The organism is Nocardioides sp. W7 (assembly GCF_022919075.1).
In the GTDB taxonomy this organism is placed as follows: domain Bacteria; phylum Actinomycetota; class Actinomycetes; order Propionibacteriales; family Nocardioidaceae; genus Nocardioides.
Genome location: NZ_CP095078.1, coordinates 2,023,710 through 2,046,308, shown reverse-complemented (window position 1 = coordinate 2,046,308; position 22,599 = coordinate 2,023,710). Strand labels below are relative to the sequence as shown.

At 71.1% G+C, this 22,599-nt stretch carries 19 protein-coding genes; 11 read left to right on the top strand and 8 right to left on the bottom strand.

The window, feature by feature from the left end; genetic code table 11:
- Nucleotides 1–21: 21 nt before the first annotated feature.
- Nucleotides 22–1,107 (bottom strand): DNA polymerase domain-containing protein, encoded by a 1,086-nt coding sequence (locus MUB56_RS09670; protein WP_244931689.1) that lies wholly within the window; start codon nucleotides 1,105–1,107, stop codon nucleotides 22–24.
- A gap of 31 nt (nucleotides 1,108–1,138) precedes the next feature.
- Here MUB56_RS09670 and msrB point away from each other — a divergent pair, with 31 nt between their 5' ends.
- On the top strand, nucleotides 1,139–1,543 hold the full coding sequence (gene msrB / locus MUB56_RS09665; RefSeq protein ID WP_244931688.1) for a peptide-methionine (R)-S-oxide reductase MsrB: 405 nt from the start codon (nucleotides 1,139–1,141) through the stop codon (nucleotides 1,541–1,543).
- 119 nt (nucleotides 1,544–1,662) lie between these two features.
- Here msrB and MUB56_RS09660 read toward each other — a convergent pair whose 3' ends face one another.
- A complete protein-coding gene (locus MUB56_RS09660; protein ID WP_244931687.1) occupies nucleotides 1,663–2,790 on the bottom strand; it encodes a helix-turn-helix transcriptional regulator in 1,128 nt (375 codons plus the stop codon).
- A gap of 137 nt (nucleotides 2,791–2,927) precedes the next feature.
- Here MUB56_RS09660 and MUB56_RS09655 point away from each other — a divergent pair, with 137 nt between their 5' ends.
- Nucleotides 2,928–5,399 (top strand): PIG-L family deacetylase, encoded by a 2,472-nt coding sequence (locus MUB56_RS09655; RefSeq protein WP_244931686.1) that lies wholly within the window; start codon nucleotides 2,928–2,930, stop codon nucleotides 5,397–5,399.
- A gap of 1 nt (nucleotide 5,400) precedes the next feature.
- Here MUB56_RS09655 and MUB56_RS09650 read toward each other — a convergent pair whose 3' ends face one another.
- Entirely contained in the window at nucleotides 5,401–6,078 is a 678-nt protein-coding gene (locus tag MUB56_RS09650) for a class I SAM-dependent methyltransferase (protein WP_244931685.1), read from the bottom strand.
- A gap of 708 nt (nucleotides 6,079–6,786) precedes the next feature.
- On the opposite strand from MUB56_RS09650, the gene MUB56_RS09645 reads away from it, so the two are divergent.
- From MUB56_RS09645 to MUB56_RS09620, 6 genes are all read left to right on the top strand, one after another.
- Nucleotides 6,787–7,998 (top strand): nucleotide sugar dehydrogenase, encoded by a 1,212-nt coding sequence (locus MUB56_RS09645; protein WP_244931684.1) that lies wholly within the window; start codon nucleotides 6,787–6,789, stop codon nucleotides 7,996–7,998.
- The gene (locus MUB56_RS09640) at nucleotides 7,995–8,762 is read left to right on the top strand and encodes a glycosyltransferase (protein WP_244931683.1); all 768 of its coding nucleotides are present in this window, start codon (nucleotides 7,995–7,997) and stop codon (nucleotides 8,760–8,762) included. The genes MUB56_RS09645 and MUB56_RS09640 overlap by 4 nt, the downstream gene beginning before the upstream one ends.
- A 33-nt stretch (nucleotides 8,763–8,795) precedes the next feature.
- On the top strand, nucleotides 8,796–9,827 hold the full coding sequence (locus MUB56_RS09635; protein WP_244931682.1) for an NAD(P)-dependent oxidoreductase: 1,032 nt from the start codon (nucleotides 8,796–8,798) through the stop codon (nucleotides 9,825–9,827).
- A gap of 82 nt (nucleotides 9,828–9,909) precedes the next feature.
- Nucleotides 9,910–11,214 (top strand): hypothetical protein, encoded by a 1,305-nt coding sequence (locus MUB56_RS09630; RefSeq protein WP_244931681.1) that lies wholly within the window; start codon nucleotides 9,910–9,912, stop codon nucleotides 11,212–11,214.
- Nucleotides 11,215–11,279: 65 nt separating this feature from the next.
- Nucleotides 11,280–12,209: a glycosyltransferase gene (locus tag MUB56_RS09625; RefSeq protein ID WP_244931680.1), complete on the top strand. Its 930-nt coding sequence runs from the start codon at nucleotides 11,280–11,282 to the stop codon at nucleotides 12,207–12,209.
- Nucleotides 12,206–14,260 (top strand): hypothetical protein, encoded by a 2,055-nt coding sequence (locus MUB56_RS09620; RefSeq protein WP_244931679.1) that lies wholly within the window; start codon nucleotides 12,206–12,208, stop codon nucleotides 14,258–14,260. Before MUB56_RS09625 ends, MUB56_RS09620 begins: the two co-directional genes overlap by 4 nt.
- Before the next feature lie 9 nt (nucleotides 14,261–14,269).
- Here MUB56_RS09620 and MUB56_RS09615 read toward each other — a convergent pair whose 3' ends face one another.
- Nucleotides 14,270–14,980, bottom strand: coding sequence for a class I SAM-dependent methyltransferase (locus MUB56_RS09615; protein ID WP_244931678.1), 711 nt, complete (start codon nucleotides 14,978–14,980; stop codon nucleotides 14,270–14,272).
- 196 nt (nucleotides 14,981–15,176) lie between these two features.
- Between MUB56_RS09615 and MUB56_RS09610 the strand changes: the two genes are divergently transcribed.
- Nucleotides 15,177–16,232, top strand: coding sequence for a class I SAM-dependent methyltransferase (locus MUB56_RS09610; RefSeq protein WP_244931677.1), 1,056 nt, complete (start codon nucleotides 15,177–15,179; stop codon nucleotides 16,230–16,232).
- Nucleotides 16,225–17,808: a glycosyltransferase gene (locus MUB56_RS09605; protein WP_244931676.1), complete on the top strand. Its 1,584-nt coding sequence runs from the start codon at nucleotides 16,225–16,227 to the stop codon at nucleotides 17,806–17,808. Before MUB56_RS09610 ends, MUB56_RS09605 begins: the two co-directional genes overlap by 8 nt.
- Nucleotides 17,809–17,824: 16 nt before the next feature.
- On the opposite strand, the gene MUB56_RS09600 is transcribed toward MUB56_RS09605, so the two are convergent.
- From MUB56_RS09600 to hemQ, 3 genes are read right to left on the bottom strand one after another with little or no spacing between them, the layout of a single operon-like run.
- Nucleotides 17,825–18,445, bottom strand: coding sequence for a hypothetical protein (locus MUB56_RS09600; protein ID WP_244931675.1), 621 nt, complete (start codon nucleotides 18,443–18,445; stop codon nucleotides 17,825–17,827).
- 38 nt (nucleotides 18,446–18,483) lie between these two features.
- The gene (locus MUB56_RS09595) at nucleotides 18,484–19,350 is read right to left on the bottom strand and encodes a hypothetical protein (RefSeq protein WP_244931674.1); all 867 of its coding nucleotides are present in this window, start codon (nucleotides 19,348–19,350) and stop codon (nucleotides 18,484–18,486) included.
- Between the two features lie 36 nt (nucleotides 19,351–19,386).
- On the bottom strand, nucleotides 19,387–20,088 hold the full coding sequence (hemQ, locus tag MUB56_RS09590) for a hydrogen peroxide-dependent heme synthase (RefSeq protein ID WP_244931673.1): 702 nt from the start codon (nucleotides 20,086–20,088) through the stop codon (nucleotides 19,387–19,389).
- A 105-nt stretch (nucleotides 20,089–20,193) separates the two neighbouring features.
- On the opposite strand from hemQ, the gene MUB56_RS09585 reads away from it, so the two are divergent.
- Nucleotides 20,194–21,078: an AraC family transcriptional regulator gene (locus tag MUB56_RS09585; protein ID WP_244931672.1), complete on the top strand. Its 885-nt coding sequence runs from the start codon at nucleotides 20,194–20,196 to the stop codon at nucleotides 21,076–21,078.
- On the opposite strand, the gene MUB56_RS09580 is transcribed toward MUB56_RS09585, so the two are convergent.
- The gene (locus MUB56_RS09580) at nucleotides 21,060–22,541 is read right to left on the bottom strand and encodes an MFS transporter (RefSeq protein WP_244931671.1); all 1,482 of its coding nucleotides are present in this window, start codon (nucleotides 22,539–22,541) and stop codon (nucleotides 21,060–21,062) included. The two genes, MUB56_RS09585 and MUB56_RS09580, sit on opposite strands and share 19 nt — an antisense overlap.
- Between the last annotated feature and the right edge of the window lie 58 nt (nucleotides 22,542–22,599).

Here is a 22,599-nt window from a genome sequence, read left to right as displayed (position 1 = left end):
GACGGGCTAGTACCCAGCGGCTCACGGCTCGACCCGGTTGCCGTCCTCGTCCCAGTGCGAGGCGACCTTCTTGCTGGGCTGCACGCGCGGCGGCTCGCCCGGCATCTTCGGGTAGTCCGGCGGGAAGTTGAGCTCGACGGCACCCTGCTCCTCCCACAGGTCCAGCAGCGGCTGGAGGGAGTACGCCACCTCGTCGATGCCGGCCCACGCGTCGCCGGTGTCGGCGAGCCGCTCGGGGACCGTGAACAGGTTGAGCTCCTTCGGGTCCTTCGTCTCGGCGAGCTCGGCCCAGCTCAGCGGGGTGGAGACGGGCGCACCGGGCAGCGGGCGCAGGGAGTACGCCGACGCCATGGTGCGGTCGCGGTTGTTCTGGTTGAAGTCGACGAAGATCCGCTCGCCGCGCTCCTCCTTCCACCACTCGACGGTCACCTGGTCGTCGCGGGCGGCGAGCGCGCGGCCGAAGGCGATCGCCGCGTGCCGCACGTCGACGAACTCCCACCGCGGCTCGATCCGGACGAAGACGTGCACGCCGCGGTTGCCGGAGGTCTTCGGGTAGCCGACCAGGCCGAGCTCCTCGAGGAGCTCCTTGGCCACGCCGGCGACGCGGACGGAGTCGGCGAACGTCGTGCCGGGCTGCGGGTCGAGGTCGAGGCGCAGCTCGTCGGGCCGGTCCACGTCGGCGCGGCGTACCGGCCAGGGGTGGAAGGTCAGCGTGCCCATGTGGGCGCACCAGACGGGGACGGCGATCTCGGTCGGGCAGATCTCCTCCGCGGTGCGCCCCGAGGGGAAGGTGATCTCGACGGTCTCCAGGAAGTCGGGCGCGCCCTTGGGCACCCGCTTCTGGTAGAACGCGTCGGCGTCCTTGTCCTGCGGGCCGGTGGCCAGCTTCATCCCGGGCCGCACGCCGGACGTCCACCGTTCCAGCGCGGTGGGCCGCTCGCGCAGCGCGCGCATCAGGCCGTCGTCGACGCTCGCGAAGTACTCGGCGACCATCAGCTTGGTCACCTCGGGCGTCTGGTCGGTCGCCTCGTAGATCACCCGGTCCGGGCTGGAGATGCGGACGGCGCGGCCACCCGCCTCGACCTCTACCGCGGGAGCCTTTGCCATGGCCACACGCTAGCGCCGTACGCTGGACGACATGGGTTACGACGTGGAGAAGTCCGACGCCGAGTGGCGCGAGCAGCTCTCGCCCGACGAGTACGCCGTACTCCGTCAGGCCGGCACCGAGCGCGCCTTCACCGGCGAGTACACCGACATCGAGACGACCGGCATCTACCGCTGCAAGGCCTGCCAGTCCAAGCTCTTCGAGTCCGACACCAAGTTCCACTCCGGCTGCGGCTGGCCGAGCTTCTACCAGCCGATCAGCGACACGATCGAGTACATCGAGGACGTCTCCCACGGGATGAAGCGGGTCGAGGTCCGCTGCGCGAACTGCGGCTCGCACCTGGGCCACGTCTTCCCCGACGGGTACGGCACCCCCACCGGCGACCGCTACTGCATCAACTCGATCAGCCTGACGCTGGAACCGGTCGACCCCGCTTGAGGCGAGCCGGCCGCGAGAGTTTCATCGGTTAGCCGACAAACCTCCCGCTTGGACGATGAAGCTTCGTCGTCCCAGCATGAGTTTCATCGGTTAACCGATGAAACTCCCCCACGCCCTCGTCAGGCGAACCAGCCGGAGGGGCTGAGCTCGGAGCCCATCCGCGGGACGTACTGGTCGAAGTAGACCCGGGAGATCAGCTCGCGGCGGCTGCGCACGTCGGCCTTGTCGAAGACCGACTTCAGGTGGTCCTGGACGGTGTACGTCGAGACGTGCAGCGTGGCCGCGATCTCCTTGGTGTCGACGCCCTGCAGCACCAGCTGGGTGACGTCGCGCTCGCGCTGGGTGAGCCCGAAGGCGGCCACGACCAGGGTCACGATCTCGGGCGGGCGGGCCTCCTCGATGGTGACCACGACGTCCCCGTCGCGGTCCCCGAAGGAACTCAGCGGGGCGGCGTGCACCACCAGCCACATCCCACTCACGGCACGCACCCTGGCCCGGGGAGGCAGGCTGGACTCGCCCCGGGCGTAGCGGCGCGCGGCACCGACGAGGGAGCCGATGACAGCCATCGGGTCGCCGGCGGCCGCTCCGCCCATCAGGTCGGCGACTCTGGCCTCGGCGCCGAGGCTCATCTGTGCGACCTGGTTGTCGGAGCCGATGATGAGGACGGCCGGCCCGGCGGGTGAGTCCGGCGGCGGGGTGTCGGCCAGCCGGGTCAGCATGCCGGTCCGGACCCCGCGGGCGAACTGCGTCGACAGCGAGGCCAGGAACTCCACGTCGGCGGGGGCGAACGGCGGCTCGTCGGAGCCGCGGAACAGCGCCATCGCACCCCAGGTCTGCGCCCCGTCCCGGAAGACCATCCGCACCTCGTCGCCGAACCCGAAGTTCGGCACCATGAACGAGCTCATCCGGCCGGAGCGCTCGATCTCGCCACCGTGCGTCAGGTGGACGCCGGCCGCGGGTCGCGCAGCGACGGCGAGCTCGGTGAAGGCGGTCGGCTCGACGGTGCCGTACTCGATGAGCCCGAACTCGTGGTCGTGGTCGTTCGCGTCGCGGTCGAAGCCGTACTTGCGGGCGCTGGTGAGCATGTGCGTGCCGGGGTCGTGCGTGGCCAGGCAGGCGGCCGCCCACGGGACGGCCCGGCGTACCGACTCCACCGCCTCCTCCAGGAAGGCGTCGAGGTCGAGCCCGGCCCGCGCGACGACGTCGACGTCCTGTCGCACGCGCTCGGCGGTCAGTCCTCGGGCCATGCCAGCCAGTGTCGGCACGAGGACGCCGATCGCACATCCCAGATATCTGGGTGGACCAGACCACCAGTTCCGACGGCGCCGAACTCCCCGCCCGCTCGGGATGGGCCGAGACCCCGTTCACGGCCGAGGGTTCTGCCATGACCACGATCTCCCTCACCGGCCCCGTCGACGACGCCGGACGCCTGCTCCACGAGGACGACCTCGTCGCCCAGCTGGCACTCTCCCTCGCCCGGCTCGAGGACACCCTGGCGGCCCGCGGCCGCGAGCCCGCCGACCTGGCCACCCTGCGGGTCCTGGCCGTCGACCCGGTCGCCGCCGCCGGCGTACGCGACGTGCTCACCGAGCGGCTCGAGGCCACCGGCGCCGATCCAGCCATCGAGGTCGTCCCGGGTGACCTGCCCCTCCCCGGGATGCAGGTCGCGATCGAGGCCGAGCTCTGGGCGCGACTGCTCGTCGTGGTCGCCCACCCCGACGACGAGGCCTTCGGCACCGGCTCGGTGCTCGCCCACGCGAGCGCCCACGGTGCCCGGACCGTCGTCGTCTGCGCCACCCGCGGCGACCTGGGCGAACCCGCCCCCGGCAGCGGCCTCTCGCGGAGCGACCTCCCTGCGGTCCGCGAGCAGGAGCTGCGCTCGGCGTGCGCCCTGCTCGGGGTGGAGCGCGTCGAGGTGCTCGGGTACGTCGACTCCGGCGTCGACGGCGACCCGGCGCCCGGCTCGCTGGCGGCGGCGGACCCGGCCGAGCTGCGCGCGCGGGTCACGGCGTACCTGGACGAGGTCCGGCCGGACGTCGTCGTCACCCTGGACGCCAGCGACGGCCACCGTGACCACGCCGCCGTCCGCGACGCGGTGATCGCTGGTCTGGACCATGCAACCGAACGTCCCGCTGCGACGTATCTGTCCTGCTTGTCGCGTGTCCTGATGCGCGAGTTCACCGGAGCCGAGCTCGGTACGCCGGACGAGGCGATCACCACGATCGTCGACGTCGCCGACCTGCTCGATCTCCGGTGGCAGGCGATCCGGACGCACGCCTCGCAGGTACCGCCGTTCGACGCGATGGACAAGGAGCTCCAGCTCGGGTTCCTCGCGACCGACCGGCTGCTCCGGGTCGACCCGGCCTGGGGCGGCGGCCCGGTCGAGCGCGACTGGCTGCCCCGCACGAACCCCCGCACGAACCCCAACAGAACCCCCCACCCGAGCTCCAGCACGAGTCACCCCGACCAGACCCAAGGAACCCGCATGTCCATCGCCACCCCCTCCTCCCCCGCCGCCACCCTGCGCGGGGCCTGCGAGGTCCACCTGCCCGGCGACCCCGGGTACGACGTCGCGCGCCAGGCCTGGAACCTCGCCGTCGACCAGCGACCCGCCGCGGTCGCGATCCCGACCTCGGTCGCCGAGGTGGTCGCGGTGGTCCGCGCCGCCGTCTCGGCCGGCCTCCGGGTCGCGCCGCAGAGCACCGGCCACGGCGCCTCCGCCCTCGCGGAGCAGGACCTCTCCGAGGTCGTGATCGTGCGGCTCTCCTCACTGACCGGCGTCAGCGTCGACGCCCCCTCGCGGACCGCGTCGGTGGTCGGCGGCACGCTGTGGCAGGACGTCGTGGCGGCGGCCGCGCCGTACGGCCTGACGGCGCTGCACGGCAGCGCGCCCGACGTCGCGGTGGCGGGCTACGCCCTCTCGGGCGGACTCTCCTTCTACGGCCGCAGGCACGGCGTCGCGGCGAACTCGGTCCGCGCCGTCGAGGTGGTCACCGCCGACGGCTCGCTCGTGCGCGCCGACGCCGCCGAGCACGCCGACCTGTACTGGGCGGTGCGCGGGGGCGGCGGCAACCTCGGCGTCGTGGTCGGCATGGAGCTCGAGCTGCTCCCGTACGCCAACGTGTACGCCGGCATGCTGCTCTGGGACGTCGAGCGGGCTCCCGAGGTCGTCCGCGCCTGGGCGGCCTGGACCCGCGAGGCACCGGAGTCGGCCACCACCTCGCTGCGGGTGATGAGCTTCCCGCCGCTGCCCGAGCTGCCGCCGTTCCTCAGCGGCCGGAGCCTGATGATCATCGACGGCGCCGTCCTGGAGGACGACCAGCAGGCCGCCGAGGTGCTGGCGCCGCTGCGGGCCCTGGACCCCGAGCTGGACACCTTCGGCCGGATCCCCTCCGCGGCGATGCTGGAGGTGCACATGGACCCGCCGGCCCCGACCCCGGCGGTCTCCGACCACAGCGTGCTGGGCGAGCTGACCGACGCGGCGATCGACGCCTTCCTCGGCCAGGTCGGTCCCGGCACGGCGAGCGGGCTGATGTTCGCGGAGCTGCGGCACCTCGGCGGCGCGTTCGCGCGGCCGGTCGAGGGCGGCGGCGCCGTGTCACACGTCCCCGGCAGCTACGCGCTGTACTGCGTCGCGATCGCCCCGTTCCCCGAGGCCGCGGTGGCCGGCCGCGCCGCTGCGCAGGCCGTGGTCGCGGCGATGGCGCCCTGGTCCCAGGCCAGCCTGGTCCCGACCTTCGCGGAGAGCGCCGTCGACACGAGCACGTTCTTCGACGGCGAGGACTGGGCGCGGCTGGCACACCTGCGGACCCAGCTCGACCCCGCCCGACGGATGGTCGCCAACCACAGGGTCTGACTCAGAGACGGCTGCCGACGACCAGCATCTGCTGGCCCAAGACACGCCAGGCCGGCCGGATCCTCAGGTAGTTGCGGACCATGAACGGACGCACCTCGAACCGAGCGTCCTTGACGGTGTAGGGCAGGAAGCGGCCGACCTGTTCGTCGACGGTGTAGCCCGAGATGTCCAGCGCCTCCGCCACGCTGGCGTCGGTGAGCGGCAGGTGGTGGTCGAGGTAGTCCCAGTAGCGGCCACCGACGTAGCGGATGTTCGGCATCAGGATGACGATCCGGCCACCCACCCGGGTGACCCGACGGCACTCGGCCAGCGTCGTCATCAGGTCGTCCTTGCTCGGCAGGTGCTCGAAGAAGTTCGAGGTGAAGACGGTGTCGACAGAGCCGTCCTCGAGCGCGCTCATGTCGTCGGAGCGGGTTGTCAGCACCTCGACCCCGGGCGAGGCGAGCCGGACGGTGTCGGGGTTGAGGTCGACGGCGATCCGTCGGGCTGCCCGCACCTGGTTGACGAACTCGCAGTTGCCGGCGCCGAGGTCGACCACGGTCCCGTCCTGCGGCACGTAGCGCTGGAAGAAGTCCTCCACGAGGACCTTCCACAGCACGAGCTTGTTGTCGAGATCGCGGTCGTCGAAACGCTGGCGATAGATGCGGATCAGGTCATCGGCGTCTGCGGACTCGGTCATGCCGCAGGATTATCCAACATCGAACGGGCTCTCCGCTCCAATGTCGAGCTTCCGGCTTACGGACGGCGGCATTGTCGCGCTGACGTAGCCGTCGTCGCAGGCGACGCGGGCAGGCCGTCGTCGGCCTCCCCGGCAGCCGCCTCGACAGCACGGATGGCCCGCCCCTCCCACCTGCGAGAACAGCTCGACCCGCCCCGGTGCGACAGGCGCGAACCACCCGAATCCGAGTCGGGGACACGGAAATCACGATGCTGCGGGCGTTCGCGCCGCTGTCGGCGTGTCGAGCCCGGAGGGAACGTGAACGTCCGACGTGGATCCCCGCCGCCGCCTCGACCGGACCTGCTCGGTCTACGACCGGGACACGGGCGACCGATAGCTTCGGGACGTACGACCCCGAGCTCGGCTCCTCCGTCACGCGGACCTGACCGGATGTCCACATGCTGAGCGTCGATCTCACGCGGACCAGAGCCGCCACGGCCGCCGGATCGCCACGCGACCCGCTGCGAGCCACGCGCGGCACTCGGTTCGCCCCTATGCGCCCGCTGCCGCACCCGAACGGCCTCGGACCGAACACCCGGAGGCGCCCGACGGCGCGGCCGAGGGCTCGCGGCGGACTTCGGCGAACGACGCCCAGCCCCTAGAATGACCGTCGGCGTGGCGCCGATCGCCCATGTCGACCACGAAAGACCTACGGGAGTGTGAACAATCGTGACGGAGTCGAGCGGACCCTTCGATCTCGACGCCGTGGTGGTCGGCGGCTGCGGCCATGTCGGTCTCCCGCTGGCGATCGCGTTCGCATCGCGCGGCATGCGGGTCGGCATCTACGACATCAACCAGGCCGCCGTCGACACCGTCAACGCCGGTGAGCTGCCCTTCCAGGAGGACGGCGCGCTCGACGTGCTCCGCAAGGGCCTGGCCGACGACCTCCTGCACGCCACCACCGACCCGGCCGTGATCGCCCGGGCTGCGGCCGTCGTCATCGTGGTCGGCACCCCGGTCGACGAGCACCTCAATCCCAACCCGCACGCGGTGGGTCGGTCCATCGAGGGCGCCATCGAGCACTACCGCGACGGCCAGCTGGTGGTGCTGCGGAGCACGGTCTATCCCGGGGTCACCCGCAACGTGGAGCGTCTCTTCGAGCGCCGTGGCGTCGAGGTCGAGGTCGCCTTCTGCCCCGAGCGGATCGCCGAGGGCAAGGCGATGACCGAGCTGTACTCCCTCCCGCAGATCGTCTCCGGACGCTCGCAGGGCGTGCGCGACCGCGCCGGAAAGCTCTTCGGCAACCTCACCGACCAGATCGTCGAGCTCGAGCCGGAGGAGGCCGAGCTGGCGAAGCTGTTCACGAACACCTGGCGCTACATCAAGTTCGCCGCGGCCAACCAGTTCTTCGTGATGGCCAACGACCACGGCCTCGACTTCGAGCGGATCCGCAGCGCGCTGTCCCACGACTACCCCCGCGCGGCCGACATGCCGGGTGCCGGGTTCGCGGCCGGGCCGTGCCTGTTCAAGGACACGATGCAGCTGGCCGCCTTCAGCGACAACTCCTTCGTCCTGGGCCACTCGGCGATGCTCGTCAACGAAGGTCTCCCGCTGTACGTCGTCACCCACCTGGAGAAGAAGCTCGACCTGGAGAACCTCCGGGTCGGCATCCTCGGGATGGCGTTCAAGGGCGAGAGCGACGACATCCGGTCGAGCCTGTCCTACAAGCTGAAGCGGATCCTGGAGTTCCGCGCGGCCGAGGTGCTGTGCACCGACCCCCACGTGACGGTCGACGACACCCTGCTGCCGCTGGAGGAGGTCCTGGAACGGGCCGACGTGCTGATCCTGGCCGCCCCGCACCGCGCGTACCGCGGCCTCGACACCGGCGACAAGCAGGTCGTCGACATCTGGAACCTCCTCGGCCGGGGCACGACCGTATGACCACCGCCGTCACCGTCGTCATCCCCGCCTACAACGAGGGCGCCGACATCGTGCCCGTCCTCGACCGGATCTTCGACTCGGTCCACTCCGAGTGCCACGTCGTCGTGGTCGTGGACTTCCCCGAGGACACCACGGTCCCGGTGATCGAGGCCTACCAGGCCGACGAGCCCCGGCTGACGTACGCCGTAAACACCTACGGCCGCGGACCGGCGAACGCGATCCGCTACGGCATCGCCCAGGTCACGACGCCCGTCGTCGTGGTCACCATGGCCGACGGGAGCGACGACCCGCGACAGATCGACCCCCTCGCCCGCCTGGTCGACCGCGGCGTGGTGGTCGCAGCCGCGTCGCGCTACTCCCCCGGCGGTCAGCAGGTCGGCGGCCCGCTCGTGAAGGGCCTGATCTCCCGCACCGCCGGGAAGTCGCTCGGCATCTTCGGCCGGGTCGGCACCCGCGACGCCACCAACAGCTTCAAGGCCTACTCGACCGAGTTCGTTCGCGAGGTCGACATCCACTCGCGCAGCGGCTTCGAGATCGGACTCGAGCTGACCGCCAAGGCGCGCCGGCTGCGACGCCCGGTGGCCGAGATCTCCACCATCTGGCTGGACCGTACCGTCGGCGAGTCGAATTTTGACCTCAAGACCTGGTTGCCCAAGTATCTGCGGTGGTACCGCTTCGCCTTCGGGCCGGCGCTCACGCCCGAGCAGGTCGCAGAGCAGTCAGCCCGGATCGCCGCCCTCAACTACCAGGCCACCGCCGAGTGATAGCCGCCGCAACCACACGAAGAGAGCACACGCATGTCTGAGCAGCAGAAGGTCCTCGTCTCCGGCTCCGCCGGCTTCATCGGCGGCTACGTCGTCGAGGAGCTCCTGAGCCGCGGGTACGCCGTCCGGGGAATCGACAACTACTCGAAGTACGGCAAGGTCGAGAAGTCCTACGACAACCACCCCGACTACGACTTCGTCGAGGATGACGTCCGCAACACCGACGTCATGAAGAAGCTGCTCTCCGACTGCGACCACTTCGTCGCCGGCGCGGCGCTGATCGGTGGCATCTCCTACTTCCACGCCTACGCCTACGACCTGCTGGCCACCAACGAGCGGATCATGGCCTCGTCCTGCGACGCCGCGATCGAGGCGATGCAGCACGGCAAGCTGAAGAAGGTCACCTACCTCTCCTCCTCGATGGTCTTCGAGTCCACCGAGCACTGGCCCTCGAAGGAGGGCGACGAGCGGAAGATCCCGCCGCCGCTGTCGTCGTACGGCTTCCAGAAGCTCGCGGTGGAGTACTTCGCGAAGGCGGCCTGGGACCAGTACAAGCTGCCCTACACGGTCGTGCGGCCCTTCAACTGCGTCGGCATCGGCGAGGGCCGGGCCCTGGGCGACGTCGAGGTCGCCTCCGGCAACGTGAAGCTCGCCATGAGCCACGTCGTGCCCGACATCGTGCAGAAGATCGTCAAGGGCCAGGACCCGCTGCACATCCTGGGCGAGGGCAACCAGGTCCGCCACTACACCTACGGCGGCGACCTCGCCAAGGGCATCGTCGAGGCGATGAGCCAGGACGCGGCCTACAACAACGACTTCAACATCTCGACGGCCGAGTCCACGAACGTGCGCGAGCTCGCCGCGGTCATCTGGAAGAAGATCAAGGGCGACGCCCCGCTCACCCTGGTCAGCGACGAGGCCTACGAGTACGACGTCCAGAAGCGCGTCCCCGACGTGCAGAAGGCCAAGGACGTGCTCGGCTTCGAGTGCACCACCAGCCTGGACGTGATGCTCGACGAGGTCATCCCGTGGGTGACCCAGGCCGTGCACGACGGTCGCTTGTGACCCAGGGACCGGGCGGCTGTCGGTGAGGAGGGCCGGGATCGAACCCGGGCGGCACGCGGGTGCGCAGCACCAGGACGATCCCGTGCCCCTCGCTCCCCTCGCCAGCATCCTGCGCGCCGACGGCGGGCGACGCATCGCGTGGTGGGAGAGCCTGCTGGTCCTCCTCGGCGCCTCGTGCGTCGCCTTCTTCCGACTCGGCCGGGAGGCACTGGACGGGAAGGTCTGGGCAGAGGACGGCAGCACCTTCCTGCACTGGGCGTTGCACAGCAACGTGCTCACCGGCACGTTCGAGCCGTACGCCGGCTACGGTCACCTGCTGCCGCGACTCCAGGCCGAGACCCTGTCGTGGCTGCCGGTGACGTGGTACGGGCTGGCTCTGAACCTCACCGCCGCCGCGACCCAGGGCGCCGTCGCCCTCCTCGCCTACCACGTGGTCAACTCCCGGTCGTCGTTCCGGGCCACACCGGTCTTCGCCGCGCTGGCCGTCGTCGCGGTTCCCGTCGGCTCCGAGGTGGTCGACAGCATCGCCAACGACCAGTGGTTCCTGCTCATCGGCGGCACCTTGGCCCCGCTGTGGGCGCCCCGGCGGCTCCCGGGCAAGTTGCTGTCGGTCGTGACCATCGCCGCCGTCGCGGGGTCCTGCCCGTTCGGCTTCCTCTGCGTCGCGATCGGCGTCGCCGTGTGGCTCGTCAGTCGCGACCGGGCCGCCCTGGTCGTAGCGGCGGCCGGCCTCGCCGGAGGGCTCTTCCAGCTCGTCGTCATCGTCACCAGCCCGCCCCGGGGGCCGACGCCGTCCAGTCCGGACTCGGACCTGGTCGCGGGCTACCTCCGTCGCGTCCTCGGTGACGGCGTGCTGGGGACCTGGCGTCACGACGACCCGCTGTCGACCAGCGTGGTCGCCGGTTGTGGGGTTCTGCTCCTCATGGTCGCCGCGACGGTTCACGTCGCGCGGCGCGGGCGCGGCGCGGCCCTGGTCGTCCCCGCCCTGCTCGTCGGCGTCTCGGTCGTGCTGTACGCCGCGCCGATCCTGATCAGCCACGCACCGACGAACCACACCCTGATGTCCGGCCGCTACGCGGTGGCGCCCGTCGCCCTCCTCCTCATCGCCGTGGCACTGGTCGCCGACGCCTCGGTGCCGACGGGCGGCTTCTCCCTTCCCGATCTGGGAGCCGTCGCGGCCGGCGTGCTCGTGGTCGCCGCCCTGTTCGCGATGGTCAGCTCCTGGCAGGTGCCGTCCGAGGATCCCCGACGCTCCGCCCCCGGATGGCAGGAGCAGATCGAGATCGCCCGCGACCGGTGCGAGGGCAGGCCGGAGGGCACCGTGCAGAACATCGAGATCAGCCCACCCGGATGGCTGGTGCCCCTCACCTGCCGGGAGCTGCGATGACTCGCGGGCCCGGCCCCGCGGGTCCCGCGCAGCCGGACTCCCCCGGACCGGAGAGGCCATCTGACATGGACCTGAGCTCCTACGAGATCGCCGCGATCGTTCCCTGTCACAACGAGGCCCTTGCGGTCGCCTCAGTGGTGCGCGACCTGAAGGCGGCCGTCCCGGGGATCACCGTCTACGTCTACGACAACCTGTCGACCGACGGCACGGCCGAGGTCGCCGCGGCGGCCGGGGCGATCGTGCGCCGGGAGAACGTCAAGGGCAAGGGCAACGTCATCCACCGCGCCTTCGCCGACATCGAGGCCGACATCTACGTGATGATCGACGGCGACGACACCTACGACGCGTTCGCCACCCCCGACCTCGTCCGGACCCTCATCGACGGCCCGCACGACCACGTCCTCGGTGTCCGCGAGCAGCTCACCGAGAGCGCCTACCGGGCCGGGCACGCCGCCGGCAACCGGGCCTTCAACCGCCTGGTCGGGGCCATCTTCGGGATGCCGGTGACCGACATGCTCAGCGGCTTCCGCGTCTTCTCGCGACGGTTCGTCAAGTCGTTCCCGGCGGTCTCACGGGAGTTCGAGATCGAGACCGAGCTGACCGTGCACTGCGTCAGCCTGCGGGTCTCCACCGTCGAGCGTCCGGTCGGCTTCGGTGACCGCCCCGAGGGCAGCGAGTCCAAGCTGAGCACCTACCGCGACGGCCTGAAGATCCTGCGCCTCATCGTGCACCTGATGCGGCTGGAGCGGCCGGTGCTCTACTACGGCCTGATCGGGAGCCTCGTCGTCCTCGCCGGGCTGGTGATCGGCGTACCGGTGGTCCTCGACTTCATCGACACCGGCCTGGTGGCGAAGTTCCCCTCGGCCTTCCTGGCGGCCATCCTGGTCACGCTGGGCATCGTGACCTTCATGATCGGCATCGTGCTCGACGCCGTCACCAAGGCCCGGCGGGAGGCGGCCCGCCTCAACTACCTCGGGCTCCGGGCAGTCCGATGAGCACCGGGTCGACGAGGGCGTCGATCGCGACCCGGATCTCGCAGCGGCGCGCTGCCTGGCAGGCGCGGGTCACCCCCACCGCCGCCGGCCTTCCCAACGCGATCGTGTGGTGGTCGTTCCCCGGCCTGGTGCTGCTGGGCTTCGGGGTGCTGGTGCTGCTCTCCGTCTCGGGATCCTCGACCGGAGTGTTCTGGCAGTACTTCGGGCAGGGTCCCGATCCGGACCTCCTCGCCGGCACCCCCCGCGGGGTGCGCAGCGACGAGTGGCTGGTGCAGAGCAGCTGGGTCATCTCCCAGGTCTCGCAGGGGTTCCCGAGCATCAACCATGTCTTCCCCGGCGGCACCGATGCCACGGTGATGAACGACCTTCCCTCATGGGACTGGTCGACGCTGTTCCGTCCGCACACCTGGGGCCTGCTGTTCCTCGGGGTCGACCACGGCATGGCGTTCCGCTGGTGGCTGCCCGCCGCACTCGTTGCGGTGACCGTCTACTGGTTCGTCGTCTCGGTACTGCCCCGGCGCCCCCTGCTGGGGGCCGCGCTCGCCCTCGTCGTGATCCTGCAGCCGATCGTCCAGTGGTGGTGGTTGCCGGTCGTCCTGCTGCCGGTCGCCTTCGCCTTCGCCACCGCGACCGCGGTCGTGTGGGCGGTCCGCGCGTCGACCTGGCGCAGGCGGCTCGTCCCGGCCGTCCTGGCGGGCTACCTCGCTGTCGACATGGCGATGAGCATCTACGTGCCGTCCATGATCGCGGCGATCGTCGCGACGGCCGCGTTCGCCGTCGGCTACCTGGTGCTCGAGTGGCGCTCCGGCACCGCGCCACGTGTCCTGGTGCGGCGCATGGTCCCGCTCCTCGGCGCCGGTGCGGCCGCGGCCGCCGTCCTGGTCGCCTGGGTCCTCACCCGCCGCGACACGGTCGACGCCCTGCTGTCGACCGTCTATCCCGGGCAGCGGCTGACGCCCACCGGCACCGGCACGTCCGACGACCTGCTGAGTCTTCTCAGCGCCCCGTTCCAGCGTTCCCTGCAGTACGACGACCTGGTCCCGTCCTTCGGCGCGAACGCATCCGAGGGCTCCTCCGTGCTGCTGGTCAGCCTGTTCCTGCTGCCCGCACTGGTGAGCGTCGCCTTCGTCGTCTGGCGCCGGAACCGCCGCGTCGACTGGCTCGTCGCGGCGCTGGTCGCGGTCCAACTGTTCCTCCTCGCCTTCCTGTTCGTGCCCGGCTGGGACTCCCTGGCCCACCTGATCGGCATCGACCGGGCAGTCCCCCAACGCACCCGACTGGCCTTCGTCGTCCTCGCCGTGATGGTCGTGGTCGTCCTGGTCGAGCGGCTGGACGAGCTGGACCTGCGCGCGAGCTGGCCGGGCTCGCTGCTCGGTGGCGCCGTGGCGCTGGCCAGCAGCGCCTGGGTGTGGAGACGACTCGCCGGCGTGGACTCCGCCGCGGTCCCGTCCGTCTGGTCGGTGGCGGTGATCGCGCTCCTGGTGGTGTCCGTGGTGGCCTTCGCGCGCCGGGCCGTCCTCCTCGGAGGGGTCGCGCTCCTGGTCGGCAGCCTGGTGGTGGGGGCCGGAGTCAACCCGGTCTACCGCGGGGTGTTCGACCTGCGCGAGCAGACCGAGGCCGGCCGCGCCGTCGTACGCATCGCCGGCGCCGAACCGGACGGCGCCTGGGTCGGTGTCGGCTCCTACGTCTCGATGGCGACCCTCGTCGAGGCCGGCGTCCGGGCCTACAGCGGAGTGCAGACCTATCCGTCACGCACGATGTGGAGGCACATCGATCCCGACGGGCAGGCCGAGGACGCCTGGAACCGCCTGGCGCACGTGTACTGGGAGGCCGGGACGGGCGACCCCGATCCGCGCCAGCCGCCCAGCGGCCAGGCTGACGTCATCCAGTTGACCTTCGACTCCTGCACGGCGTTCGCCCAGGAGCACGTCACCTTCGTCCTGGTCGACGGACCACCGATCGACCAGCCCTGCGTCAGCCCCCTGCGCCGGGTGCGCCAGAACGGCGCCCTCCAGTGGATCTACCGCGTCGTCCCGCCCCCGGCCGGCTGACCGATCCGGTCACGTGCGCTTGGTGGCCACCATCAGGACGTTCTTGCCGAAGACCTTGCCGGTGACGGGGTGCAGCGCCCGACTCAGCGGGAACAGCGCGCGGTCGTAGAACTTCAGGGCCCCCGTCGGGATCGAGCCGTCGTCACTGCCGCGACCGTCCCGCGCCTTGTAGGCCAGCGTGGCGAAGAAGCCGATCGGGTCGCAGTAGAGCGAGTCGGTGATGTCCAACCCGGCGTTGCGCAGGATCCGCTCGAGCGGCTTGCGTCGGTAGCGTCGGTAGTGCTCGACCTTGGTGTCCATCGAGCTGTAGAGCATCTCCAGCGCCGGCACGTAGACGACGAGACGGCCACCTGGCTTCAGGAGCACCGCCAGGTCCTCCGCCGCCTCCTGGTCGTTCTTGATGTGCTCGAGCACGTTGAGGGTGTAGATGACGTCGAAGGAGTCGGCCTGCGAGCGCAGCGCGTCGTCGTCGAGCACCTCGTAGCCGTTGGCGCGCAGCTTGGCCTGCAGCGTCGGGTCGGGCTCGAGGCAGAAGGGCGACACCCCGTGCTCACGCATCATGTCGGCGTACGTGCCGGCGCCGGCGCCGAAGTCCAGGACCCGGGCACCGGGGGTCACGTGCTGCAGAACGGAGTCGACCAGGAACCGGTTGTAGCGGACCGCGTCCTGCATGACCTCGAGGTTGTCGCAGCCCGTGTAGGCGAAGTCGCCCGTGTCCATCCCAGCCCTCGAATCTGTCCGGCGCGACCAGCTCGGTCGCTCGCCGTCGGTCGCTTGCCGGCGGTCGTCCGCGCTCAATGTAGTCGAGGCGACAGGGTCGCCTGCGTCCAGCCAGGAAGCCGCTCCGGTAGCGTGGCGTGGACGCTCGAACACCGGCGACCTGGTCGGTTCCGCTCAGAACGAAAGCAGGCACCACGTGTCGCAGTACGACGCCGAGATCGATCTGGACAACGCCAACAACAGCCAGACCCAGGCGGTCTACTTCGTCGGTCGTGGCAAGCGAGTCCTCGACGTCGGCTGCTGGAAGGGTGCCCTGGGACGCGCCCTGATCGCCCAGGATTGCCAGGTCAGCGGACTGGACATCGACGAGGCAGCGGCCGAGGTCGCCCGTGAGTTCCTCGACGAGGTGGTCGTCGCGGACCTCGACAAGACCAGCCTGTCGTCGTGCTTCCCCGAGAAGTCCTTCGACGTCATCGTCTTCGCCGACGTGCTGGAGCACCTGGTGGACCCGGCCGCGGTCCTGAGGGACGCGAAGCAGCTGCTGCGGCCCGGTGGCTTCGTCGTGCTCTCGATCCCCAACATCGCCCACGGCTCGGTCCGCCTGGCCCTGCTGCAGGGCCTGTGGGACTACACCGACACCGGCCACCTCGACCGCACCCACCTTCGCTTCTTCTCCCGACGCGGCCTCGTGGACCTGGTCCGCGGCAGCGGCTACGCCATCGACGAGCTGCGCGCCACGGTCGTCGACGTGCTGAGCCGCGAGGTCGTCTACGACCCCGAGCCGCTGCCGCCCGGGATCATCGAGTGGGTGCGCGACCAGACCGACGCGATGACCTTCCAGTTCCTGGTCCGGGCCCACCCCGACGACGACGCCGCCACGGCAGCCGTACCGCCGCTCGAGCCCGTCGTCCCCTTCCGGACGCTGCGTCCGGAGGACCGATGGACCGAGCAGGCCGAGGCCGAGCGGACCAAGACCCACAAGTTGCTCACCCAGCGCGATCACATCGTCGGCCTCGAGGCCGCCACCGCGGCGGCCCGGGCCCGCGTCGCACACGCCGAGACGGCCAGGGCCAGCGTGCGCCGCCGGCTGGACTCCAGGAACGCCACGGTGGAGCGGCTTCGCAAGCGTCTCCGTAGCGCCGAGCGAGAGCTGCAGGAGCTGTCGGCCGCCCCCGCACCCCGGGGAGTCCTGGTCCGGGCGCGCGGGTGGGTCGGGCGCCGGCTGCGGCGCATGGGAGGCAAGGGTGCCTGAGGCTGTCGGAGCCCCCCTCTTCTCCATCGTCACTCCGGTCTACAACCCGTCACTCGACGTCCTGCAGGACACCATCGACTCGGTCCTGGCCCAGACCGACCCGAGATGGGAGCTCGTCCTCGTCGACGATGCCTCGCCGGACGAGAAGGTTCGCCACCTGTTGCGCCGGGCCGCTGCCGCCGACCCCCGGATCCAGGTCGTGGAACGGACCACCAACGGGCACATCGTGGCGGCGTCCAACGACGGCATCGAGGCGGCCCGGGGTGAGTTCATCGCACTGCTCGACCACGACGACCAGCTGACGCCGCACGCGCTCGAAGCCATGGCGGAGGCGATCGAGGAGCACCCGGACGCCGACTACCTGTACTCCGACGAGGACAAGCTCGCCGACGACGGCACCTTCTACGACGCCTTCCCGAAGCCCGACTGGTCGCCCGAACGGCTGCGCGGCCAGATGTACACCGGCCACCTCTCGGTCCTGCGCACGTCGCTGGTCCGCGAGGTGGGCGGCTTCCACCACGGCTTCGACGGGTCCCAGGACCACGACCTCGCGCTGCGGGTCAGCGAGCGGGCCCGCAACGTCGTGCACGTCCCGGAGATCCTCTACCACTGGCGGGCGGTCGTCGGCTCCACTGCGCACCAGGCGGAGGCCAAGCCGTACACCTGGGAGGCGGGGGTGCGCGCCGTCCAGGCCCACTGCGACCGGGTCGGCATCGACGCCACCGTCGAGTTCGGCCCCTGGACCGGCACCTACCGGCTGAAGCGGCGGCTCGACCCGACGCGGCGGGTGAGCGTCATCATCCCGACCCGCGGGTCCGAGGCGATCGTCTGGGGCGAGCGTCGGTGCATGGTCGTCGAAGCGGTGCGGTCCCTCCTCGAGTACGCCGGCCACGACAACCTCGAGATCGTCGTCGTCCACGACGTCGGCACCCCCGATGCCGTGCTCGACGAGCTAGCGGCCCTCGCGCACGACCGGCTCCGGCTGGTGCGCTACACCAAGGCGTTCAACTTCAGCGAGAAGTGCAACCTCGGGGCGCTGGCCGCCACCGGCGATCTGTTGCTGTTCCTCAACGACGACGTCGAGGTCACCTCCGACGACTTCGTGCCCGCCCTGTGCGCACCGCTCCTCGAACCAGGCGTCGGCATCACCGGCGCCAAGCTGTTCTTCGCCGACACCTCCATCCAGCACGCCGGTCTGATGCTGTACGGACGGCACTACCGGCACGCCTACAGCGGCTACGCACGCACCGACCCGGGACCGTTCACCGCCCTGTCGGTGAACCGGGAGTGCACGGGTCTCACCGCCGCCTGCGTGGCGCTCACCCGCGAGGTCTTCGACGAGGTCGGAGGGTTCAGTGAGCAGCTGCCCAACAACTTCAACGACGTGGACCTGTCGCTGAAGATCGGGATGCGCGGCTACCGCCGGGTCTGGATCAACGACGCCCAGGCGTTCCACTTCGAGTCGCAGACGCGGGAGGCCGTGGTCTCCGCTGCCGAGCTGCACTTCATGCACCGGCGCTGGGGCAACCTCCCTGCCGACCCCTATCTCCACCGGTCGAGCAGGACCCGGTCCTAGCGAGTCGTCACGGGGGTCAGGCGTCGACGAGGAGCGAGGACACCAGCACGACGCCCGCGCCGTACTCCTCGTCCGCCCAGGCCTGCAGCGAGCCGTCGTCGTACATCACCTCGGCGGTGACCGTCGTGCCGTTGCTGTAGCTGCCCTGGGCGCCGGGGAGGTCGCGCACCTCGGTGGCGACGGCCTCCAGCTCGGCCTCGGAGTACGACGCTGCCGGGGTCGGCATCGTGCTGGGTTCGACCGCAGGCGCGTCGTACAGCGGGCCGGGGACGGTCTCGGAGACCTCGAAGGCCGTGCCGTCCCAGGTGCCGGTGACCGCGAAGGTCCCCCAGCGGATGTCGCCCTGCTCGTCGAACATGTCGTGGCCGTGCTGCGCCCAGTCCCAGTTGGTGATCGCGGGACCGCCGCACTGGGGCGGGTACGACTCCGCGACCGGCCCCAGGCACAGCTCCGGGGTGCCGGTGTCCATGACCGTCGCCAGGTGGGCCGACCGGACCTGACCGGAGGGCACCGGCGGGTCCGTCGGCATCGCCGGCGAGTCGCCGGCGGGACCGGGGTCGGTCGCGGCGTCCTCGCCGTCGGACCCGCAGGCGTTCAGGGTGAGCAGCAGGGCAGCCAGGGCCACGAGGGTCTTCATGGTCGTGGGACGCCCGCGGGCGACACCGGGTTCCGGGCTCAGTCGACGGGCTGCAGCGCCGACCAGACGTCGACCAGACCGTCGCCGTACTGCTCGTCGAGGCGTTGCTGGAGGCTGCCGTCGTCGTGGATCACCCCGAGCTGGACCTGCTGGCCACCCACCCCGATCGAGAGCAGCCCCGGGGACTCGCCCAGCCGCCGCTGGATCCGACGCAGCTCCCGCTCGGTGTGCTCGGCCCGGGTGACGCAGAGTGCCCCCTGCCAGACCTCGCGCAGACGCGCCTCGGCGGCCGCGGGGTCGCCGGTCACCCGGACGTTCACCGTCCAGAGCGAGACGTCCTCGGCGCCGGTCGCGTGCTGCTGGTCCACCTGCTCCGGCGTCCGCGGGTCCCGCGACCTGTCCTGCCAGGCGTCGGCGTACCCCTCCAGACGGCGGGCCGCGGCGAACGCCCGGCTCACCGTCTGCTGGTCCGCGTCCGGGTGGACCGGCCAGCCGCCGGCCGGCTCGGGGCACGGGCTCGCGGACAAGGCGGACACGTCGATCTCGGGCCGCTCCTCCGCGACGGCCGCCGCGACCACCTCGGTCGGGGTCATCGTCTCCCCGTCGTAGGTCCCGGTGACGACGAACTCGCCCCAGCGGGTGCCGCCGGCCTCCTCGAAGCGGCCGGCGTGGTCCGCCCAGTCCCAGCCGACCAGCCGCGGGCCGTCGCACTGCGGTGGGAGGGAGAACCCGACGGCGCCCAGGCAGAGCTCCGCGCCGTCACCGTCGTCGATGACCGTCACGGGGTACGACGTCGTCAGCAGCTCCTCGCCGACCGGTTCGGCTGCCGGCGGCTCCGCGCCCTGCTCGGTGCCGCACGCGGCCAGGGGCAGGAGCAGCAGGGCCAGCGCCGTCAGGATCCTCATGACGCTGGGACGCTAGCGGACGAGAGCGGGTTCCCGCTAAGGAAGTCGGTCGATCAGGTCGGCGATCGGGGTGAGCGCGCCGGTGTAGAAGGGGATCTCCTCGCGCACGTGGCGACGGGCCTCGGAGCCGCGCAGGTGCCGCATCAGGTCGACGATCCGGTAGAGCTCGTCGGCCTCGAAGGCGAGGATCCACTCGTAGTCGCCGAGCGAGAAGCTGGCGACCGTGTTGGCGCGCACGTCGGCGTAGTCACGGGCCATCTTGCCGTGGTCGGCGAGCATCTTGCGGCGCTCGGCGTCCTCCAGGAGGTACCACTCGTAGGAGCGTACGAACGGGTAGACGCTGATGTGCCGCTTCGGCTCCTCGTCGCTGAGGAACGCCGGCACGTGGCTCTTGTTGAACTCCGCCGGGCGGTGCAGCGCCAGCTGCGACCAGACCGGCGCGAGGCGGCGGCCGAACGCCGTACGCCGAAAGCGGTGGTACGCCGCCTGCAGCTCCTCGGAGGTGGTCGCGTGGATCCACACCATCACGTCGGCGTCGGCGCGCAGGCCGCTGACGTCGTAGGTGCCGCGCACGACCACGTCGGCCTCGGCGAGCTCGGCGTACAGCTTCTCGACCTCGGCGGCCTCCCCCGCACGATCGGCGTCCTCGCCGAGCACGTCGGCGAGCCGGAAGACCGACCACATGGTGTAGCGGATGGAGTCGTTGATCTCCTTGACCCGGGCAGCGTTCGACGTCATGGGCTCATTCTGCCTCGCACCGCGCGACCGACCGGAGCGGGCACGGATGATCGGGACGTGGGTCACTCGGACCGACGACGATCGACCTGACAGGAAGGAGGGGCCGTGATCGCGGAGCTGAACCGGGTGGTCAAGGCAGTCGAGGAGCACCTCACGACCGAGGCCGGCGATCTGGACGTCGCCGCACTGGCCCGGACGCTCGCCACCACCGAGCACCACCTGCGCCGGATGTTCGCGGCGCTGGCCGGGATGCCGCTGTCGGCGTACGTCCGGCGGCGCCGGATGACGGTGGCCGCGGGCGACGTGGTGGCCGGGCGCGAGGACCTGCTGACGATCGCGGTGCGGCACGGCTACGGCTCGACCGAGGCCTTCGGGCGCGCGTTCCGCTCGGTGCACGGCGCCGGGCCCTCGGAGGTACGACGCGACGGCGGCCCTCTCCAGACACAACAACGGCTCAGGTTCGTCCTGAGCGTCGAAGGAGACACCCCCATGGACACTCGCATCGTCGAGTCCGACGCCTTCCGCCTGGTCGGCCACGCGACCCGGGTGCCGCTCGTGCACGCGGGAGCGAACCCCGACATCCAGGCGTTCGTCACCGCGATCGCGCCGGCCGAGCACGCGCGTCTGAAGGCGCTCTCGGACCGGCAGCCGGCCGGCCTGCTCGCCGTCAGCGACGACCTCGACCCGGACCGGGCCGAGGGCTCCGAGCTGACCTACCTGCACGGCGTCGCCCGGGCCGGTACGGCGCCGGACGACCTCGACTCGATCGAGGTGCCTGCCGGGACCTGGGCGGTGTTCCGCGCCAGCGGCCCCTACCCCGCCGTGCTGCAGGAGACCTGGGCCGCGACGGCCACCCAGTGGTTCCCGTCGAACCCGTGGCGGCTGCGGCCCGGTCCCGAGATCGTGGCGGTGCTGGAGCGCGCCGACGACTTCTCCACCGCCACGACCGAGCTGTGGCTGCCGGTCGAGCCTCAGGCCTCCCGGCCGTAGCCGGGCGACGGAGCCGCGGCTAGCCGGTCGCGGCCTCGGCGCAGCGGCACCTCCGCCTCCGGCCCGGGCACGAGCGGGTTGCGCGCGCGGACGACGGGGACGAGCAGGGCGACCAGGGTGGCGATCGCCAGGGCGATCGCCAGGAGCAGGAAGCCCACGGTGTAGCCGGACTCGACGGGCAGCCCGTCGGCACGGGCACCGGAGGTGATCACGCTGGCCACGACGGCAGAGCCGATCGCGCCGCCGACCGTGCGGATGTTGGCGTTCATCCCGCTGGCGACCCCGGTCTGCGCCGGCGGAACCGCGTCAACGACGAGGTTGGCCATGGCGGCGAAGGCCAACCCCAGCCCGAAGCCGAAGCCGGTGGCCTCGACCACGACGTACCCGAGCTCGCCGTGGGCGAGGGCCAGCCCGAAGAGGCTGACGGAGGCCAGGACCGAGCCGACCACGAGCAGTGCCTTGGAACCGAAGCGGGCGGCCAGTCGGCCCGAGAGGACGCCCATCAGGAAGGACCCGATGGTCTGGGGCAGGAGCAGCAGCCCGGACTCGGTGACGGTCGCCCCGAAGCCGTAGCCCGCCGCGGACGGGGTCTGCAGGAAGGCGGGCAGGAACGCGAACAGGCTGTACATGCCGGCACCGAGGAGCAGGGCGACCAGGTTGACCGTCCACACGGTCGGGATCCGCATCATCACCATGTCGACGAGCGGCGACTCGCTCCGCACCTCCGCGCGCACCCAGAGCGGCAGCAGCACCGCGGCGGCCACGAACAGGCCGACCACCTCGGGCGAGCTCCAGCCCCAGCTGTGCCCCTGGCTGGCGGCGAGCAGCAGCGCGACCAGCCACGCCGAGAGCAGCAGTGCCGAGCCGACGTTGATGCGTCCCGGGGTCCGCACGGGCGACTCGGGGACCAGCACCGCGGCGGCGACGGTGGCGATCACGGTCGCGACCATCGGCAGCCAGAACAGCCAGTGGTAGCTCAGCGCGTCGACGAGCGGGCCGGCCACGACCAGGCCGATGCCGCCGCCGACGGCGAGCAGGGCGGACGACGTACCGATGGCGCCGGCGATCTTCTCGCGCGGGAACTCGTCGCGGATGATGCCGAAGGTCAGCGGCAGCACGCCGCCGCCGATGCCCTGGATGACGCGGGCCGCGATCAGCACGCCGATCGACGGCGCCAGCGCCGCGACCAGTGAGCCCACCGCGAGCGCGCCCAGCGCGACGACCAGCATCCGCTCCTTGCCGACCTTGTCGCCGACCCGTCCGATGATCGGCGTGAACACCGAGGCCGAGAGCAGGTACGCCGTCAGCACCCAGGTCGCGGTCGCCTGGTCGGTGTCGAGCTCGCGGGCGATGGTCGGCAGCACCGGGTTGACCAACGACTGCAGGAGCGAGAACGTCGCGACCCCGAGACAGAGGACGACGAAGGTCACCCGGTAGTCGGTGCGGCGGTCGAGGGTGTTCATCGGGCTCCTGAGACGTGGTGAGACAGCGACAAGTTGTAACCGTCAACCAAGGAGCGGC

Bases quoted from the DNA above. Each gene is read 5' to 3' on its own strand.
- MUB56_RS09670 (WP_244931689.1), bottom strand. From the start codon at position 1,107: ATGGCAAAGGCTCCCGCGGTAGAGGTCGAGGCGGGTGGCCGCGCCGTC.
- msrB (WP_244931688.1), top strand. From the start codon at position 1,139: ATGGGTTACGACGTGGAGAAGTCCGACGCCGAGTGGCGCGAGCAGCTC.
- MUB56_RS09660 (WP_244931687.1), bottom strand. From the start codon at position 2,790: ATGGCCCGAGGACTGACCGCCGAGCGCGTGCGACAGGACGTCGACGTC.
- MUB56_RS09655 (WP_244931686.1), top strand. From the start codon at position 2,928: ATGACCACGATCTCCCTCACCGGCCCCGTCGACGACGCCGGACGCCTG.
- MUB56_RS09650 (WP_244931685.1), bottom strand. From the start codon at position 6,078: ATGACCGAGTCCGCAGACGCCGATGACCTGATCCGCATCTATCGCCAG.
- MUB56_RS09640 (WP_244931683.1), top strand. From the start codon at position 7,995: ATGACCACCGCCGTCACCGTCGTCATCCCCGCCTACAACGAGGGCGCC.
- MUB56_RS09635 (WP_244931682.1), top strand. From the start codon at position 8,796: ATGTCTGAGCAGCAGAAGGTCCTCGTCTCCGGCTCCGCCGGCTTCATC.
- MUB56_RS09625 (WP_244931680.1), top strand. From the start codon at position 11,280: ATGGACCTGAGCTCCTACGAGATCGCCGCGATCGTTCCCTGTCACAAC.
- MUB56_RS09620 (WP_244931679.1), top strand. From the start codon at position 12,206: ATGAGCACCGGGTCGACGAGGGCGTCGATCGCGACCCGGATCTCGCAG.
- MUB56_RS09615 (WP_244931678.1), bottom strand. From the start codon at position 14,980: ATGGACACGGGCGACTTCGCCTACACGGGCTGCGACAACCTCGAGGTC.
- MUB56_RS09600 (WP_244931675.1), bottom strand. From the start codon at position 18,445: ATGAAGACCCTCGTGGCCCTGGCTGCCCTGCTGCTCACCCTGAACGCC.
- MUB56_RS09595 (WP_244931674.1), bottom strand. From the start codon at position 19,350: ATGAGGATCCTGACGGCGCTGGCCCTGCTGCTCCTGCCCCTGGCCGCG.
- hemQ (WP_244931673.1), bottom strand. From the start codon at position 20,088: ATGACGTCGAACGCTGCCCGGGTCAAGGAGATCAACGACTCCATCCGC.
- MUB56_RS09580 (WP_244931671.1), bottom strand. From the start codon at position 22,541: ATGAACACCCTCGACCGCCGCACCGACTACCGGGTGACCTTCGTCGTC.